We start from the raw sequence: 18,906 nt of genomic DNA on the forward strand, positions 1-18,906 counted from the left end.
GACATGAAATTTGCTGTACTTGTCTTCCCAGGCTCCAACTGTGATATTGATTGCTACAAGGCGGTAGAGGACAGTCTCGGCGAACCCGTCGATTATGTGTGGCATACAGCGACAGATTTGTCGGTGTATGATTGCATTTTGGTTCCAGGCGGATTCTCATATGGTGATTACCTGCGCTGCGGCGCGATTTCAAGATTTGCTCCTGTTATGGCTGAAGTTGCTAAAGCAGCAGAGCAAGGGAAATTCGTGCTAGGCATTTGCAATGGGTTCCAAATTCTTACTGAAGCTGGTTTGTTGCCGGGCGCGCTGCGTCGTAACATGTCCATGAAGTTCCGTTGTCATGATACAGTGCTTAAGGTTGTTAATAACGAAACCCCATTTACTATTGACTATGCTAAGGATGAAGAAATCGTTATTCCAATCGCTCACGGCGAAGGGAACTACTACTGTGATGAAGAGACTTTAGCAGAGCTGAAAGCTAACAATCAGATCGTGTTCACATATAGCGATAATCCAAACGGCTCTGTAGCTGATATTGCGGGTGTTAGTAACGTACAGGGCAATGTAGTCGGCATGATGCCTCACCCTGAGCGTGCAGCTAACAGCTTGCTCGGATCCGAAGATGGCAAACGGATGTTCACATCTATACTGAAGACTTGGAGGGATCGTCATGACGCAGCAAGTATCCGTTAAGGAACCGACCGCAGAACAGATCGCGGAGCAGAAAATTTACAGCCAATTCGGTGTATCGGACAGCGAATATGAGCTCATCAAGTCTTTTATGGGACGCTTGCCGAATTATACCGAAATCGGCGTATTCAGCGTAATGTGGTCCGAACACTGTGCATACAAGAACTCTAAGCCATTGTTGAGACGTTTCCCGGTTACTGGACCACGTGTCCTGATGGGACCCGGCGAGGGCGCAGGGATTGTAGATATCGGAGACAACCAAGCGGTTGTATTCAAAATCGAAAGTCATAACCACCCTTCTGCGGTAGAACCTTTTCAAGGTGCGGCAACAGGCGTAGGTGGTATCATTCGTGATATTTTCTCCATGGGCTCAAGACCTATCGCACTGCTGAATTCCTTGCGTTTCGGCAAGCTGGAAAGCGATCGCGTGAAATATTTGTTCGAGCATGTCGTGTCTGGTATTGCTGGTTATGGTAACTGTATCGGGATTCCAACCGTGGGCGGCGAAATCATGTTCGATGATAGCTATGACGGTAACCCGCTTGTTAACGCAATGTGTGTCGGTCTGATCGATCATGATAAAATCCAACGCGGTGTCGCTAAAGGTGTAGGGAACCCAGTCTTCTACGTAGGACCTCCAACAGGACGTGATGGGATTCATGGGGCTACTTTTGCATCCGTGGAACTAAGTGAAGAGTCCGAAGCTAAACGTACAGCTGTACAAGTAGGCGATCCATTTATGGAGAAACTCGTGATGGAATCTTGCCTGGAATTGATCGACAGCGGCATCGTTATCGGGATTCAGGATATGGGTGCGGCTGGACTTACCTGCTCTAGTGCCGAGATGGCAAGTAAAGCGGGCAACGGTCTGGAGCTGTATCTGGATCAGGTGCCACAACGTGAAGACGGCATGACCCCTTATGAAATGATGCTTTCGGAATCGCAAGAACGGATGTTGTTCGTAGTAGAACCGAAGGATGAAGCTCAGGCGCAAGAGATTTTTGATCGCTGGGGTGTAATCTGCTGTAAGGTCGGTAAAGTTACGGATGACGGTCGCTTGAAATTGTATCATCACGGTGAAGTTGTTGGTGACATGCCAGTAACAGCGCTCGTGGATGAGTGCCCAGTCTATAACAAACCTTCTGAGGTACCTGCTTATTATGTGGAAAATGAATCGGTAGATACGCTTCGTTACGCAGAAGTTACAGATCTAGGCGGCGCACTTCGTACTGTTCTTGGATCGCCAACCGTAGCAAGTAAAGCATGGGTTTACAACCAATATGATTATATGGTGCGGACTAGTACGGCTGTTCGACCTGGATCTGATGCGGCTGTAGTTACCATTCATGGTACACGTAAAGGGCTAGCGATGACTACGGACTGTAACGGTCGCTACGTTTATCTTGATCCTGAAGTGGGCGGACGTATTGCAGTCAGCGAAGCGGCACGTAACATCGTTTGTTCCGGTGCTGAACCATTGGCTATTACGGATAACCTAAACTTCGGAAACCCTGAGAAACCTGATGTGTTCTGGCAAATGGAACGTGCGGTTGATGGTATGGCTGAAGCTTGTCGTGTGCTGGATACTCCGGTTATCGGTGGTAATGTCAGTCTTTATAACGAAAATACTACGGGATCCATCTATCCAACGCCGGTTGTCGGCATGGTTGGTTTAGTAGCGGATACAGATCATATTACGACTCAAGGATTCAAACAAGAAGGAGACTCTATCCTTCTGCTAGGTGTAACAAAAGCCGAGCTTGGTGGTAGTGAATTTCAATATGCCGTTCATGGTGTAACCGAAGGCCGTCCTCCAGCTTTGGATTTGGCTACTGAGAAAAAACTGCTGAGCGCAGTGCTTACCTCGATTCGCGGCGGTCTGGTACGTTCGGCACATGACTTGTCCGAAGGCGGCCTTGCTGTAGCACTTGCAGAGAGCTGTATCAGCGGTGGCATTGGTGCGAACGTTGAGCTTTCTGCTAATGGACTTAGATCCGATGTAGCATTGTTCAGTGAGAGCCAATCGCGTATCGTGCTGACAGCAGCGCCTGAACATGCAGAAGAGCTAAAAGCAGCGATTGCTGCCAGCGGCGTACCCGTGGAAATCATCGGAACTGTAGGTGGAGACAGACTGCGCGTAAATCTGGACGGTGCATCCGTATTAGATGAAGCTGTAGCAGAATTGAAATTCGTGTGGGAGGATGCTATTCCATGTCTTATGAAATAAAGACCGGGAAAGAGCAGGAGACTCCTATCCTGTGGACTGGTGACTTTTACAATGAAGGAACGGGCTCGGGAGATATTTTTGACACATTAAAAGAAGAATGCGGCGTTTTCGGGGTCTTCGGACACCCGGAAGCGGCGTCCATGTCTTATTACGGCTTGCACGCCTTACAGCACCGAGGGGAAGAAAGTGCGGGCATCTGCGTAGCAGATGGTCGTGATTTCAACTACCACCGCGGGATGGGGTTAGTAAAAGAAGTATTCGACAAGGACAAAATTGCCTCACTGGTTGGAGACATGTCTATCGGGCATGTACGTTATTCAACCAGCGGGGACAGCCGCTTAACCAATGCACAGCCGCTCGTATTCAAATATCGTGACGGTGATTTGGCGATTGCTACAAACGGTAACATTGTTAATGAACCGTTGATTCGTAAGCAGCTAGAGCAAAGCGGATCGATCTTTCAAACCACAAGTGATACCGAAGTGCTGGCGCATCTGATTGCACGTTCGCCTAAGGATTTTGTTGAAGCGGCTAAGGATGCGCTGAAACAACTGGTTGGCGGGTTCGCTTTTCTGCTCATGACGAATGACAAATTAATTGTTGCTTCGGATTCTCACGGTTTGCGTCCGCTTGTAATGGGGCGGATCGGCGATGCATATATTTTTGCTTCCGAATCTTGCGCACTAGAAGTCATCGGAGCGCAGCTGGTTCGCGATATCGAACCCGGCGAACTGCTCGTGCTCGATAAAAACGGCCTCTTAGAGGACCGTTTTACCGAGCCTAAACGTAAAGCGCTGTGCGCGATGGAGTATATTTACTTCTCTCGTCCAGACAGTGATATGAACGGCGCTAACCTGCACACCGCCCGGAAGCGGATGGGTAGCCGCATGGCATTAGAAGCTTTCGTAGATGCTGACCTCGTAACCGGTGTACCGGATTCGAGTATCTCGGCAGCGATCGGATATGCGGAGCAGACGGGCATTCCTTATGAGCTTGGGCTCATCAAGAATAAATACACAGGCCGGACCTTCATCCAGCCGAGCCAAGAACTGCGTGAGCAAGGTGTGAAAATGAAGCTAAGCGCTGTGCGCAGCGTGGTGGATGGTAAACGTGTCGTCATGATCGATGATTCCATCGTGCGTGGCACAACTTCGCGGCGGATCGTCAATCTGCTTCGTGAAGCGGGAGCTGTTGAAGTGCATGTGCGGATTACATCGCCGCCCTTCAAGAATCCTTGCTTCTATGGCATTGATACCCCAGACCGCCGCGATCTCATCGCGTCCTACAAGACCATTGCGGAAATGTGCGAAGAGATCAATGCCGATTCCTTGGCATTCCTGTCACCGGAAGGCCTAATCGCTTCCATTGGTGGTCACAACAAAGATGATTATAAAGGCGGGCTATGCCTTTCCTGCTTCGATAACGATTACCCGACGCAGGTTGATTTTGGCGGGGAAGAGAAAGATGGCTGCAGCTGCTAGTTAGGGGCCATCCCCCTAAGTTCCCCTTGCAAAGGTGTGGGTGTTCGCTTGTTTCGCTTAAGGAGGTGCATGGCGCAGCTCATGCACCGAGGTCTTGAGGTCCGTGTGCAAGGCGCGCACTGCGGCTTGCAGTAGGGGAAACCCGGTGGTTGGAGGGAGTTATGGAGAGGAAGTTTGGAACTGTAGAAGCGTTAGCGTTCGCCTTTATGTTTGGATTTCTACCGTGATGAGCGGTTTAAATCAGGAAATTCAAACATAACAGCGATCGGAAGTCCAAACATTCCTCGTAATAACTCCAATAACCACCAACTCCCCTCGATGCCCCGCAAACGCGCTCTAAACTAATTAAAAGATGAGGTGTCCCAAGTGTCGGAAGCTTATAAAAACGCCGGAGTGGATATTGCGGCTGGTAATGAAGCGGTAGAACGCATGAAGAAACACGTAAAACGTACTTACCGTCCAGAAGTAATGACGGATCTCGGTGGGTTCGGAGCGCTGTTTGGCCTCAATAAAGATAAATATGAAGAGCCAGTCCTTGTGTCTGGTACTGATGGTGTAGGCACGAAGCTCAAAATCGCGTTCGCGGCAGATCGCCATGACACGATTGGGATCGACGCTGTGGCTATGTGCGTGAACGACATTGTAGTGCAAGGCGCAGAGCCGCTCTTTTTCCTCGACTATCTGGCTTGCGACAAAGTCGTGCCGGAGAAAATCGAAGCGATCGTAGCAGGGATCGCAGAGGGCTGTCACCAAGCAGGTTGCGCATTGATTGGCGGCGAAACAGCTGAAATGCCGGGCATGTATTCAGCGGGAGAGTATGATATCGCTGGATTCACGGTTGGTGTAGCTGACAAAGCGAAGCTGGTAACAGGCGCAACCATCGCTGCTGGAGACACAGTGATCGGTCTGGCATCTAGCGGTGTGCACAGCAACGGCTTCTCGCTGGTGCGTAAGCTTTTGCTTGAGGAAGATGGCTATGGTCTGAATGATGTGCTTCCGGAGCTTGGAGCTCCGCTTGTGGATGTACTTCTTGCACCAACTAAGATCTATGTAAAGCCTTTGCTGGCACTGTTAGAGCAGCTTCCGGTAAAAGGTATGGCACATATTACGGGTGGCGGATTCATTGAGAATATCCCGCGCGTATTGCCTGACGGTGTAGATGTGGAGATTAATTACGGATCGTGGCCGATTCTGCCGATCTTCGGATTGATGCAGAACAAAGGAAACGTAAGCAACCGTGATATGTTTACTACTTTTAATATGGGAATTGGACTTGTTCTGGTAGTAAGTAGCGCTGATGGAGAACGTGCTCTTGAACTGCTAAAAGCTAGCGGGGAAGAGGCATATATCATTGGTAAAGTGACAGAAGGGGAACACAAAGTAACCTTTACTGGAGCTGAAGTGTGATGCAATGGAGTCGAATCGCTGTTTTTGCTTCTGGGCAAGGCAGTAATTTTGCAGCACTAATCGATGCACAGAGAGCGGGCTTGCTTGGTGAGGGCAATATTGAGTTGCTTGTATCCGACAAGCCAGAGGCACCTGTAGCTAAGCGTGCGGAGGATGCGGGCATTCCCGCCCTCTTGCTGCGGCCAAAAGATTTCGCCAGCCGTGAAGACTACGAAGCAGAGATCGTAGCAGAGCTTCAGCGGCGGGAAATCGGGCTGGTTGTGCTGGCAGGGTATATGCGTCTCATTACACCTGTGCTGTTAACGCCGTATGCTGGACGAATTATTAACATTCATCCATCGCTGCTGCCTGCTTTTGCGGGAAAAGATGCTATCGGACAAGCGCTGGATTATGGCGTAAAGCTGACGGGTGTTACTGTGCATTTTGTCGATGGAGGTATGGATACCGGGCCTGTTATTGCTCAGCGCAGCGTAGCCCTGCAGGATAACGACACGGCGGATTCATTGGCAGAACGTATTCATAAGGTTGAGTATGAGCTGTATCCCGAAGTGGTTGGCGCTTTTGCCAGCGGGAAAGTGGAACTGCGTGGAAGAAAGACGATTATCCGCGAAAAGTAAGCTGCACCGCAGCCATTCGAAGTTTTAGATCGACATTTGGTGACAGACCGAGATGTTTCAGGGTATTTCTCGGGAAATATTGCATAAGCGGCGTTATGTGTCGCGTTGTGGGTTTTCTTCATATTAAATCGCATGTACAACCTGAAGGAGGACTATTCAAAGTGAGTATCAAAAGAGCGCTAGTCAGCGTATCGGATAAACAAGGTATCGTGGATTTTTGCCGCGAGTTGTCTGCATTAGGCGTAGAAATTATCTCTACAGGTGGAACAAGCACGCTTTTGGCTAAAGAAGGTGTTCCAGTCATCGGGATTTCCGATGTGACAGGATTCCCGGAAATCATGGACGGACGTGTCAAAACGTTGCATCCTGCTGTACACAGCGGATTGCTTGCTGTTCGTGATAACGAGGAGCACACGCGTCAAATGAAGGAGCTTGGACTGGACTACATCGATCTGGTTGTTGTGAATCTGTATCCGTTCGCGGAAACGATCGCAAAACCTGACGTATCCTACGAGGAAGCCATCGAAAATATCGATATCGGCGGACCTACAATGCTGCGTTCTGCATCGAAGAACCATGCTTTTGTAAGTGTAGTGGTGGATGCTAATGACTACGCTACAGTACTTGAAGAGGTTCGCGCAGGTGGAGATACAACGCTAGAAACACGCAAACGTCTTGCGGCAAAAGTGTTCCGTCATACGGCGGCTTACGATGCCTTAATTTCCGATTATCTGGCTAACGTTACTGGCGAGCCTCTTCCAGAGCGCTACACCGTGACTTATGAGAAAATTCAGGATCTGCGTTATGGTGAGAACCCGCATCAAAAAGCGGCGTTCTATCGCAAGCCATTGGCGGCACTGGATACACTCACTGCGGCTGAGCAATTGCACGGCAAAGAGTTGTCTTACAATAATATCAACGATGCTAACGCAGCACTGCAAATCGTGAAGGAATTTGAAGAGCCTGCTGTCGTAGCGGTTAAACATATGAACCCTTGTGGTGTAGGTGTGGGTGAAAGTGTATACGAAGCTTATCAAAAAGCTTACAACGCCGATCCAACTTCTATCTTTGGCGGAATTGTAGCAGCGAACCGCATAATTGATGCAGACACAGCGAACCTTCTGAAAGATATTTTCCTCGAAATCGTTTTGGCACCAGGCTTTACGGAAGAAGCACTGGAAATCCTTACAAAGAAAAAGAATCTCCGTTTACTCAAAATCGGTAATCTTAGTACGGCTAGTGCGCGTAAGAGCAGCTTTGTAGTGACTTCGATCGATGGAGGAATGGTTGTACAGGAGAGCGATGTGCACTCTGTAAACCCAGATGATCTACAAGTTGTTACGGACCGTAAACCAACAGAAGAAGAATTGAAACAGCTGTTGTTCGGATGGAAAGTAGTTAAGCACGTGAAGTCTAATGCGATTGTACTCGCAGCTGATGATATGACTGTTGGCGTAGGTGCAGGACAAATGAACCGTGTGGGTGCAGCAAAAATTGCAATCGAACAAGCCGGTGAAAAATCCAAGGGAGCTGTACTTGCTTCCGACGCTTTCTTTCCAATGGGCGATACGCTTGAAATGGCAGCAAAAGCAGGTATCACTGCTGTGATACAGCCAGGCGGCTCCATTAAAGACGAAGAATCAATTAAGGTCGCTAATGAGTATGGTATTGCTATGGTCTTCACAGGCGTCCGTCACTTCAAACACTAGAGCACTGGGAGGATCATATTCGGATGGATATTTTAGTGGTTGGCGGCGGCGGCCGGGAACATGCGATGATTTGGAGTCTATCCCAAAGCCCCAAGGCAGGTAAAATCTATTGCGCACCCGGCAACGCCGGGATTGCGCAGTTAGCCGAATGTGTGCCGATCGGAGTATTCGAGTTCGATCGCCTCACGGCTTTTGCAAAAGAGAAGGAAGTAGGTCTGGTTGTAATCGGACCGGATGATCCACTAGCTGCTGGAATTGTGGATGCTTTTGAAGCACAGGATATTCCTGTGTTTGGTCCGCGTAAGAATGCGGCGGAGATCGAAGGCAGCAAAACCTTTATGAAGGATCTTCTGCATAAATATAATATTCCGACAGCAGCCTATGAGAAGTTTGACGACTATGAAGCTGCACTAACTTACTTACGGGAGCAGCCGCTGCCGATCGTCATCAAGGCAGATGGTCTGGCCGCAGGAAAAGGCGTGACGGTTGCTTATTCCCGGGAAGAAGCAGAGCAAGCGCTCGCTGATATTATGGTCACTAAGGTATTCGGTGAGGCAGGCGCACAGGTTGTTATTGAGGAGTTTCTAGCTGGACAGGAAATGTCGATTCTGGCTTTTGTCGATGGAGAGACGGTACGTCCTATGGCTGCTGCTCAGGATCATAAGCCCGTATTTGATGGGGATAAAGGTCCTAATACCGGCGGAATGGGTACCTATTCGCCTTTACCACATATTGATGAGGCTATTATCCAAGAAGCAATCGAGACCATCATTAAGCCGACAGCAAAAGCCATGGTGGATGAAGGTCGTCCCTTCAGCGGTGTACTGTTTGCGGGACTAATGATTTCTCCAGAAGGAAAACCTAAGACGATTGAGTTTAATGCTCGCTTCGGTGATCCTGAGACACAGGTCGTGTTGCCTAGACTCAAGAGCGACTTGCTAGAAATCTTTTTGGCAGTTACCGAGGGTAGACTTGCAGATATCGACATAGCATGGAGCGACGAAGCGGCTGTATGCGTAGTTCTTGCTTCAGGAGGATATCCAGGCCCTTATCCAAAGGGTGTACCGATTGAAGGCCTTGAAGACAGCCAAGGAGGGTTGATCTTCCATGCCGGTACGGCGCGTGGTGAAGACGGAAGCTGGGTAACGAATGGGGGTCGGGTACTAGGCGTGGTAGGCCTAGGTGCTACGATTGCTGAAGCTCGTGCTGCAGCTTACGCCAGGGCTGAAGGAATTACTTTTTCCGGAAAACAAAGCCGCAGCGACATCGCTATGAAAGCTTTGGTATAAGGATAAAGAACTGTATCTAGCATTTTTTGCGCTAAAAGTCCTAAAAAAGGACTGACAAGTGATAGAAGAAGTGCTATAATACTACACGTACGGGGGAAAATGTGCGGATATATACAGATAAGGGTCTTTCCGATCATGGGAAGGCCCTTTTAAATCGGAGTCCTTCAGACTTTGTGAAGTAACCTTTTAAAGGATGCCTCGTGCCTGGAAATGATGATACTTATAGTGCATACTAGCGATACGCTTATGGCGAATGGCTACTCACAGATTTAAGGGGGAATTCGTTTTGAGTAAGATTGGAAGAAATGATATGTGTCCTTGCGGAAGCGGGAAAAAATATAAGAAATGCTGCCTTGGGAAAGAACCCTCTGCAGTAGAGTCCATCATGCAACTTGTAAACAAGGAAGAAGCGGCAGCTAGCGAGATTGTGGCTGAGAAGCAGGAACCCGTAGCACAACCTGAAGTAAAAATCACTCTTGCTACGCTCAGAAAAAAAGTGTCACGTGATCTGAAATGGGAGCATCCAGCTCATGAACAATTGGCGCTGCACCTTATTGAGAGCATGAGAGAAAGCTATGATAGAGAGCTTATTTGGGAAGCTCTAGTTCTGTGGAATGGTTATTCCCGTAAGACTAAGCCTGCGGTGAAGAAAATGGGCTCTTTCTGCGCAGCAATTGAATTTATTTTGTCTGAGGAATATGGTTTCTCACTAACGCAAGCAGAGCTTGCCACTAAACATGAGGTTACTACACCTACTATTTCTAGAAAAGTTAAAGAGATGCTTAATTACATTGAGGAATATGGCATGGGTGGAGCGGAGGAAGAACTACTTCTGCTGAATGTCTCAGGCAGTCCGAAGGATCAGGAGCAGGCTCTATTACAAAAGGCTATGCAAACCAATACATCCAACCGCCGGATTCAGTTAGCTGAAGCCGCGCTAGAGGTATATCCGGACAGTCCGGATGCTTATCTCATTTTGGCTGAGGAAGCAGAGAACGAAACCGATGCCCGCGCTTTCCTGAAAGCAGGGATGGAAGCAGGTGCACGTGAGCTTGGTGAAGCCTTTTTCGCTGAGAATAAAGGGCATTTCTGGGACCTCCACGAGACGCGTCCATATATTCGAATCTGTAAAAGCTACGCTGACTCCTGCTGGTTTAGCGGAAATGCGAAAGAAGCCGCTAAGACGCTCGAACATATTTTAGCGCTTAACCCGGAAGATAACACAGGTGCACGTTACCTTCTGACTGCAGCATACCTCTACAGCAATAAGCTGTCAGAGACGGAATTAGTGCTGGAGAAATTCGGAAAAGATGCTGCAGCAACAGTAGCTTACGACCGTATGGTCTTAGAATATAAGAAGAACGGGATCACTTCCCAACTAAAAATGTTGTACCGCGTAGCGCGGAATGTGAACAAGCATGTGCCGGATTATTTATTAGGGATCAAGAGATTGCCGCATAACCTACCGGATTTTGTAGGGATGGGCGATGCAAACGAAGCGATCGAATATGTGATTGTACACTCACGCTTGTGGACAAGCCTACCTGATCTGTTGAAGTGGATGCTGAAGCAACAGGATTAGTAGTATTCGGATCTTGAACGTATATGAGCTTAAAGAGATTATGGGAGATTCCTATAGTCTCTTTTTTAATATAAAAAAGTGTAAGTTTTACTTCAATATTGTATTGCGTGCAGCGGACAATGCTTGAAAAAATGTCCTTGGGAGAGTATGTTACAAGAAGAGAATGATTAGATGATAGTGAGGCGAGAGGGTTATGAGAGAAGAGGAAGACCGAATCGTAGGAATGGAAGATATCGTACGGGCTCATCACGTACTGCGGGAGGTCATCATCCGGACTCCACTACAGCGTGACGCCGTACTATCGGCCAAGTATGATTGCGATGTATATTTGAAGCGCGAGGATTTACAGATTGTCCGTTCTTTTAAAATCCGTGGAGCTTATAATATGATTCGTAGTCTATCAGCAGAAGATAGAGCTAAAGGCATTGTCTGCGCGAGTGCAGGAAATCATGCACAAGGTGTAGCCTACTCCTGTAAGGCACTTGGAATTAAGGGCAAGGTTTATATGCCGAGCACCACACCTAACCAGAAGGTGAAGCAAGTTCGGCGGTTCGGCGGTGAGTTTGTTGAGGTCATTCTGAAGGGTGATACTTTCGATGACGCTTATGATGAAGCACTGCAAGCTTGTATAGATCATGGAATGACGTTGATCCATCCGTTTGATGAGCCGAGAATTATTGCAGGCAATGGAACAATAGCGATGGAAGTAATGGAGAATCTGGACCATCCTGCGGATTTTATGTTCGTAACGATTGGTGGGGGCGGCCTGGCAGCAGGAATAGCCACTTATGTGAAGACGGTCAGTCCATCCACTAAGTTGATTGGCGTGGAACCGCTCGGAGCCGCTTCAATGACTGAAGCGATCAAGCTTGGAGAAGTGGTAACGCTTAAAGAAATTAACAAGTTCGTGGACGGAGCGGCTGTTAAGCGCGTCGGCGGACTGACTTATGATATTTGTTCCCGGCATCTGGATGACATTGTGATGGTGCCTGAGGGTAAAGCTTGTACCACCATTCTGGAACTGTATAACGAGAATGCTATAGTGGTTGAGCCAGCGGGTTCCTTACCTATCGCAGCACTTGATCAATACCGTGATCAAATCCGCGGCAAGACGGTTGTCTGCATCATCAGCGGTGGTAACAATGATATTGACCGTATGCAGGAGATCAAAGAGCGGTCTCTGATCTACGAAGGCTTAAAGCACTACTTCATGGTGAACTTCCCACAACGGGCAGGTGCCCTGCGTGAGTTCTTGGGCGAGATCCTTGGACCTCACGATGACATTACCCGATTCGAGTATATTAAGAAGCATGATAAAGAGAACGGCCCTGCGCTTGTAGGCATTGAACTATTATCTACAGATGCCTATGAACCTCTCATCGAACGGATGCAGCAGAAGGGCGTCGATTACGTAGAAATCAATAAGGATTCTAATCTCTTTAACATCCTTATTTAATTTCCTTCATCACTTTAATCATTTCGTTAATGAACATAGAAAGGCCCGTCCCAGAATAAATTGGGGCGGGCCTTTTGTATAATGTCTTATATTTCTAGTATATCAGAGTGGCATGGTAGTCTTACGGAACTGCTCGACTTCATCGTTTAATTTAAAACTATTATCCTTCATCAATTTCATGAAGCCATCTAGTTTCTGTAGGAATGAGCTAGTATCGTTATTCTTGGTCAGAATGCTAGAGTAGGCTTTCTGTGCCTCCAAGTCCATTTCCAGATTGTCATAGTGGAAGAGGGGCGTGTTGTTCTGACCGTAGAACGTATTGTTAACGTAAATAGAGTATAAGGATTTTACAGCTGAAATTCGATTCGATTTCGGATAATTTTGAATGAATTGCTCTTGAGACAATGCACGTGCAGCTACATCGGTCCAACCAATGACCAGCCCGTTATCCTTGGAGGAAGGAAGATCAGACTCCGTGGCCATAATGGATATATAAGCACTGATATCATTAGTGACATAAAGCTTATATTTGCGGTAAGCTGCATAATCGATCACAGGGAAAAAAGTACCCTCCGCCGTCTCCAGTTTATATCCGCTTTCGTTGGCACTTTTCAGTAGAGTGCGCAGTGCGGGATCTTCTGTAGCCTCAGCAAGGGTTTTCATACTAGCGCCAGCCTTATAGATGGTGGTGAGCTTCCGCTGGACATTGCTGGTATTGAATTTGCTCTCCCACGCCGGAAGCGCCGCCTTGTGTAAATTCTCAAGCTTCAGTGTCATTATTGTGGCACGATACGAACCTACCGCATACATATTGGCGTTCAAATATTTAATAGCTTCGGGTAACTTGTTAGAGGAAGACAACAGCGGCAATGCAGCTTTATAGATAGCCTCCGCATGATCATTGTTAGTAGTCAGAGGACTTGCCTTAGCGCCTCCCACAGGAGGGCTGACAGCGCCTTCAGCTTGAATCGTTCCTATAGGTATAGCACCTAGTCCCAATGTTACTGCTAGAACAGAATAGAGAATACCTTGCTTCTTATTCATAAAAGTTCCCCCTGTCTATCGGATGGAATACGGGTGGAGCACGATTTTTACTTTTTGAAAAATATAAACTTTAGTCCAATTGCGCCAATCAGGGAAACAATTAAGCTTACCCATGGAGATAATGTAATGACCGGAAACAAACGGTCAAGGTAGAGACCAATGAATACGGCAACCACGGCGATTCCGATATAGACGCCAAGGCCCTTGATATCAAAAGGTTTGGCTGTAGGCGCATCACTCTCAGACAAGGAGGTCATCCATTTCATAATAAGCTCGATCAAGATGATGGAACCTGCACCCACAGCGAAGAGCGTGAAGAGGCTAATCTGTCCGAACATCCCGGGTGATCCATTGGTCCATTGCAGGAAGAGTCCGCCTATAGCGAAGATTCCGAACAGACAGGTTAGAGCCGCGCAGGGAATCATCGAGTAATAGTTCCATTTGCTGCGTACCGGGCGTGTGGGAATGCTGTCTATGATCTCTTTAAAATAATCATCCGGATTCTCACCAAACACCTGCTTAGCATTTTTCCCTTTCTTTTGTTCTTTCAGAAGTAGTTTTGCTGCATCCAGTAAAAGTTCTTCAGTGCGTAGAGCTTCTATCCGGCTAGCCCGCAACGTCAGGATCATATCTTCAAAATAGGATCGATTGAAAGGCGTCATCTGCTCGCGTAGGGCGTTATTTTCCTTAATCATATCTTTCACTTTCATAATTAGGATGTAAACCTCCAGTAGTGTAATCGGTATAGTCTTTAACCTAGAGTATACGTTTGCCTGACAGGTCAGCGCAAGGACAAGCATTTCTATTTTCCTATGCATAATCCTTTTATAAGAGTGAACACTGATAATGTTATTGCTTGATCAATATAGCTTTGGGAAAGGTTGGGAGCTTTATGGAACATGAGAACAAGAAGGACCAGGAAAGAGTCATGGGCAACGGTTTCGAGCCTACGCCCAATCATTCAATGGGGGATTGGGGCGGCTCTGATGGATTCAGCATGTGGAATTCCACGGAAGAACCAGCAACCGAGGGCCTGCTTAAGGATTGGGAAGGCAGTCAAGAAACCCATGAGATGTTTAACGACAGCTATGATTGATTGACGACCCTAGAAGCTCATCACGCTAAAAAACAACACAACAGCGATCCTCCGTTTACTGGAGGATCGCTGTTGTGCGTTTTTGTGAGGGGACTTGGTTCAAATCGTCGGAATGCTGGAATTACAAAAATGTGTAGCGTTGGGGCGTTGGAACACCGGAACCGGGAATGACACCAGCCGCGTACCGTCAACCCCAACCCCAACCCCAACCCCAACCCCAACCCCAACCCCAACCCCAACCCCAACCCCAACCCTCAAACCTCCATGGTGTGGCTTATCCGCATACAAGATATCTAAATCAACGAAGATTAGTGTTTAGATCAAGAGGGGAAAAACTAAGCGTGTGTCCCGGAGTCATGATCATGACTTACGGAATACTCTGTTTGTCGTGCTGACCAATGTTCAATAAACGCCTCATTTGATTAGGAATTGTCCCGTTCCTGTTGACAATATGAGCGAAATCTTTATAATAAGGATATAATTCACACTAAGTTAATCGGAATTCTAATAAATTAAAATAACTTTTAAATATAGGAGGTTACGGCAATGGAACGGAATATTGTAATTCGGCATAACGGCGAAGAATTGACAGCGAGCATCCATTATCCGAGTAAAGAGAAGGGAACTTCCACACGTTGCAAGGACAGATTACCATTAGCCGTAATTTGCCACGGATTTGTAGGTAACCGGATTGGGGTGGATCGGATCTTTGTCAAAGCGGCTCGTGAGCTGGCGCAAGACGGGTATATGGTCATTCGATTTGATTATGCGGGCTGCGGCGAGAGCAGCGGTAATTACGGCGGCGAGGATATGGAGTCGATGATCGCTCAGACAAGAGCGGTGCTCGATTACGGAATCAGCTCTGCCGATGTGGATCCACAGCGTGTGACGCTCATTGGCCACAGTCTGGGTGGGGCGGTTGCGCTTCTGACAAGTATTCGGGATCGCCGTGTGAAGAATCTCGTGCTGTGGGCCTCCGTGGGCTACCCCTTCAATGATATTGTGAAGATCGTAGGGCGGGAGGCGTATGATCGATCGGTGAAGAATGGATCTGCGGATTATGTGGGCTACTCATTCACACCGGTATATTTTAATTCTTTGGCGGCTTTTCAGCCTTTCCAAGAGGCAAGTAAATTCAGCGGTGATGTACTCGTAATCCATGGTACATCTGACGATGTCATCCCCGTGGATTATGCTTTCCTTTATCAGAAATTATTCTGGACGCGCCCTGAGGGGCGTTGCGATAAAGAGATCATTTTTCAAGGGGATCATACCTTTTCTTCCGGGCCAGCACAGCAACAACTGCTTAAGCGGACAAGAGAATGGATGAACGAGCAGGAGCACGTGCAGACAGAGTGGCAAAATTGGATGATATAGGTGATGGACTTTACTCGCAATAACTTGAAATAAGCGGTAAAATAAAGATGCACACCATATACTGGGTTATGGAGGTTGGCATCCTATGAAATTACCGTCATTTTTTATCGCGCACGGTTCTCCGCTCCTCGCACTGGAGGATAACGAGTATACCCGTTTTCTGGAGCGGCTTGGTCAAGAACTAGAAGCACCACGGGGTATAGTAGTATTCTCAGCGCACTGGGATAGCCCGGAACAGCTACTCACCATTGATGAGAAGCACGAGACTCAACATGACTTCTACGGATTCCCTGAAGAAATGTACACACTGACCTATCCAGCCCCGGGTGATCCAGCTCTGACCAAGCGGATTTCCGAGCTCTTTAAGGGTAACAATCTTTCACATCAGCCCGTTCTGGGGCGAGGACTCGATCACGGAGTCTGGGTAATACTGAAAAAAATGTTTCCGAAAGCCGATATTCCGGTAGTCGCTTTATCCGTCGATTCACTACGTTCTCCGAAGGAACAGTACAATATCGGGCGGATGTTAGCCCCTCTGCGTGACGAAGGCATACTGCTGATAGGAAGCGGTGGACTTGTTCACAATTTGCGGATGCTAAATGAAAGTGATCAGCCTGAGGAGTGGGCGCTTGAATTCGATGCGTGGATTGCCAAGGGTTTAGAATCATGGGATCTGCCTTCACTGTTTGCTTATGAGAAAAAAGCTCCACATGTTCGAGATGCGGTTCCATCTTACGGAAGAGAGCATTTTGCACCTCTCTTTTATGCGATGGGAACAGCGGATGGCAGCAGGAAGGCAGAGCGGATATTTCAAGCGTATCAATATGGGACATTAAGCCTTAATTGCTGGAAGCTAGACTAAACGGATAAGATACATGCAGGGTGCAGCCGGAAATCGGCTGTGCCCTTTTTTAATGCAAGCGGATCAAGACAAATGGGACTGGCTGTGATTAAATGGAAGAAACCAGTTAAGATACATAAAATGTTTAGGAGGAACTACAAGCTTATGAAAGTAAACTGCTCTTCTTCCCGTCTGTTATCTGCCATTGTACTGAGTACCCTATTGCTCTCCGCTTGCGGAACAGAGAGTGCAAATAATGTAATTGCCCCGACACAGCAACCTACCTCAGATCCCGCACCTATTGAAACGATCCAGCCAACACCGACTGCGGATCCCTCTGCTGAACTCATATCCGGGTTAACAGGCCTGCCGGTTTCTGAAGACAGTCTCCCACGCCCCTTGGCCGTTATGATAAATAATGCTCCAGCGGCCCGGCCGCAGTCGGGGGTGAGCGAAGCAGATATTTTATATGAGATTCTTGCTGAAGGTGGCATAACGCGGTTGATTGGTATTTTTCAAAGTCATACTGGAGTAGTGAAAATCGGGCCGATTCGCAGTATCCGTCCCTATCTGCTCGATATTGGCGAGAGCTACGGTGGTGTGACGGTGCATGCCGGAGGGAGTCCTGCGGCTTATGCCATTTTGCAAAAAGAGAAAAAAGCAGATATGGACGAAATCGGTCGTGCCGGAGCCTATTTCTGGCGGGACAAAGCACGTAAAGCCCCTCATAATCTCTACAGTAATGCAGCGAAGCTTCGGGAAGGTGCCGAGAAGCTGGGTTATGAGAAAAGTGTGAAGGTGCCAGGGTATCTTTTTAACAATCCAGATTACATACCAACAGGCGGAGAACAGGCCGCTGAGTTTAGCGTAAACTTCTTACTTAAAAGCTATAAAATTGACTATAAATACGATACTCAGCTCCAGACCTATCAGCGTTACGTGAATGGTAAACCACATTTGGATCTGAATAACAATAAGCCAGTAGAAGCTGTAAATGTGATGGTGATGGGTTCCGATCATAAAGTACTTGATGATGTTGGAAGACTTCAGGTTGACGTAGAGCTTGGTGGAGAAGCGCTGCTCTTTCAGCGGGGACAGGTCACAAAGGGCAGATGGTCGCGTGAGCCAGGTGATGTGATTCGGTTTGTGAAGGATGGTAAGGAAGAGCTAATGTATCCAGGAATCACCCATATTTTGGTCGTCCCTAATGCACCTTCATTTAGCAGTCATGTGGTATATGGCGGAGCAGATAGTGCAACCTAAGAAAGTCGGAATATCCAGTGATATACAGATTTGTGTTCGGAATTATGGGTAAGTGTTAATAGAGTGTAAAAAAGTTCATTTCTATAGCTTCTATACCTTCTACGGATATGTTAAGATAACAAGGGTTGTCATTCATTTTCATGCTTTTTACATATGGGTGACTCTGTACTCACGGTAATATTATGTAAAGGGGTTTAAAACAATGAAGTTGAGAAAAAAGGACATATTCTTTGAGACGCTGGAAAATATGGCGGATACCATTGTCCAAGCTGCAGATTATTTTGCTCAGAATATCACTGATCTCCAGAATAATGTCGATAGTTTCGCTGCAGAGATGAAGAAGTACGAATCCCAATGTGATACTTACACGCACACCGTAATTAAGGAATTGAACAAGACGTTCATTACGCCACTTGAGCGTGACGACATTATGGACTTGATTACAAGCATGGATGATGTCATTGATGGCTTGGAGGCATCTGCCTCACGTTTCTATATGTACAACCTTCTTGACCCGGATGAATACATTGTACAATTTGCCGAAATCCTTCGTCAGTGTGCTTATGAAATCCAAAAAGCGGTTCATTTGCTTTCCCAGAAGAAGCTGCTGGCCATTCGTGAATATACGATCCGTTTGAATGACCTTGAGAATCAAGGGGACGAAGTCCTTCGTATTTGTACCAAAGCTCTATTTGAAACCGTTAAGGACCCGATTGAGCTGATTAAGCGCAAGGAATTATATGAGCGACTCGAGACCACTACAGATAAATGTGAAGATGTAGCCAACATGTTGGAATCGATCATCATGCGCAACTCATAAGGGGTAC

16 protein-coding genes are annotated in these 18,906 nt (G+C 47.4%); 14 read left to right on the top strand and 2 right to left on the bottom strand.

Annotated features, from left to right (window positions below; translation table 11 throughout):
• Window positions 1–3 precede the first annotated feature (3 nt).
• From purQ to ilvA, 9 genes are all read left to right on the top strand, one after another.
• Window positions 4–693 (top strand): phosphoribosylformylglycinamidine synthase subunit PurQ, encoded by a 690-nt coding sequence (gene purQ, locus NST74_RS03240; protein ID WP_341110361.1) that lies wholly within the window; start codon window positions 4–6, stop codon window positions 691–693.
• The gene (gene purL / locus NST74_RS03245; RefSeq protein WP_341110362.1) at window positions 671–2,917 is read left to right on the top strand and encodes a phosphoribosylformylglycinamidine synthase subunit PurL; all 2,247 of its coding nucleotides are present in this window, start codon (window positions 671–673) and stop codon (window positions 2,915–2,917) included. Before purQ ends, purL begins: the two co-directional genes overlap by 23 nt.
• Window positions 2,902–4,398 (top strand): amidophosphoribosyltransferase, encoded by a 1,497-nt coding sequence (gene purF / locus NST74_RS03250; protein ID WP_076121671.1) that lies wholly within the window; start codon window positions 2,902–2,904, stop codon window positions 4,396–4,398. The genes purL and purF overlap by 16 nt, the downstream gene beginning before the upstream one ends.
• Window positions 4,399–4,764: 366 nt before the next feature.
• Window positions 4,765–5,805 carry a phosphoribosylformylglycinamidine cyclo-ligase gene (purM, locus tag NST74_RS03255; protein ID WP_341110363.1) on the top strand — a complete coding sequence of 347 codons (1,041 nt, stop codon included), beginning with the start codon at window positions 4,765–4,767 and terminating at the stop codon, window positions 5,803–5,805.
• Window positions 5,805–6,422, top strand: a complete 618-nt coding sequence (gene purN, locus NST74_RS03260; protein WP_341110364.1) for a phosphoribosylglycinamide formyltransferase — start codon at window positions 5,805–5,807, stop codon at window positions 6,420–6,422. Before purM ends, purN begins: the two co-directional genes overlap by 1 nt.
• 161 nt (window positions 6,423–6,583) lie before the next feature.
• The gene (gene purH / locus NST74_RS03265) at window positions 6,584–8,131 is read left to right on the top strand and encodes a bifunctional phosphoribosylaminoimidazolecarboxamide formyltransferase/IMP cyclohydrolase (protein WP_341110365.1); all 1,548 of its coding nucleotides are present in this window, start codon (window positions 6,584–6,586) and stop codon (window positions 8,129–8,131) included.
• A 23-nt stretch (window positions 8,132–8,154) separates the two neighbouring features.
• Entirely contained in the window at window positions 8,155–9,420 is a 1,266-nt protein-coding gene (gene purD, locus NST74_RS03270) for a phosphoribosylamine--glycine ligase (RefSeq protein ID WP_341110366.1), read from the top strand.
• Between the two features lie 286 nt (window positions 9,421–9,706).
• Window positions 9,707–11,002, top strand: coding sequence for an SEC-C metal-binding domain-containing protein (locus NST74_RS03275; protein ID WP_341110367.1), 1,296 nt, complete (start codon window positions 9,707–9,709; stop codon window positions 11,000–11,002).
• Between the two features lie 193 nt (window positions 11,003–11,195).
• Window positions 11,196–12,458: a threonine ammonia-lyase IlvA gene (gene ilvA, locus NST74_RS03280; RefSeq protein WP_042124049.1), complete on the top strand. Its 1,263-nt coding sequence runs from the start codon at window positions 11,196–11,198 to the stop codon at window positions 12,456–12,458.
• 102 nt (window positions 12,459–12,560) lie between these two features.
• On the opposite strand, the gene NST74_RS03285 is transcribed toward ilvA, so the two are convergent.
• Both NST74_RS03285 and NST74_RS03290 read right to left on the bottom strand, forming a co-directional pair.
• Entirely contained in the window at window positions 12,561–13,502 is a 942-nt protein-coding gene (locus NST74_RS03285; RefSeq protein WP_341110368.1) for a hypothetical protein, read from the bottom strand.
• 47 nt (window positions 13,503–13,549) lie between these two features.
• On the bottom strand, window positions 13,550–14,212 hold the full coding sequence (locus NST74_RS03290; RefSeq protein ID WP_341110369.1) for a DUF1129 family protein: 663 nt from the start codon (window positions 14,210–14,212) through the stop codon (window positions 13,550–13,552).
• 182 nt (window positions 14,213–14,394) lie between these two features.
• Between NST74_RS03290 and NST74_RS03295 the strand changes: the two genes are divergently transcribed.
• The 5 genes from NST74_RS03295 (at window position 14,395) to NST74_RS03315 (ending at window position 18,899) form a co-directional block, all read left to right on the top strand.
• The gene (locus tag NST74_RS03295; protein ID WP_042124052.1) at window positions 14,395–14,598 is read left to right on the top strand and encodes a hypothetical protein; all 204 of its coding nucleotides are present in this window, start codon (window positions 14,395–14,397) and stop codon (window positions 14,596–14,598) included.
• Window positions 14,599–15,144: 546 nt separating this feature from the next.
• The gene (locus tag NST74_RS03300) at window positions 15,145–15,975 is read left to right on the top strand and encodes an alpha/beta hydrolase family protein (protein ID WP_042124053.1); all 831 of its coding nucleotides are present in this window, start codon (window positions 15,145–15,147) and stop codon (window positions 15,973–15,975) included.
• A gap of 85 nt (window positions 15,976–16,060) precedes the next feature.
• Window positions 16,061–16,837, top strand: coding sequence for a DODA-type extradiol aromatic ring-opening family dioxygenase (locus NST74_RS03305; protein ID WP_042124054.1), 777 nt, complete (start codon window positions 16,061–16,063; stop codon window positions 16,835–16,837).
• A 144-nt stretch (window positions 16,838–16,981) separates the two neighbouring features.
• Window positions 16,982–18,079 carry a DUF3048 domain-containing protein gene (locus NST74_RS03310; RefSeq protein ID WP_341110372.1) on the top strand — a complete coding sequence of 366 codons (1,098 nt, stop codon included), beginning with the start codon at window positions 16,982–16,984 and terminating at the stop codon, window positions 18,077–18,079.
• Window positions 18,080–18,281: 202 nt separating this feature from the next.
• A complete protein-coding gene (locus tag NST74_RS03315) occupies window positions 18,282–18,899 on the top strand; it encodes a DUF47 domain-containing protein (RefSeq protein ID WP_042184774.1) in 618 nt (205 codons plus the stop codon).
• The last annotated feature ends 7 nt before the right edge of the window (window positions 18,900–18,906 follow it).

Origin of the sequence: Paenibacillus sp. FSL F4-0125 (assembly GCF_038008565.1) — a bacterium.
GTDB lineage: Bacteria > Bacillota > Bacilli > Paenibacillales > Paenibacillaceae > Paenibacillus_AQ.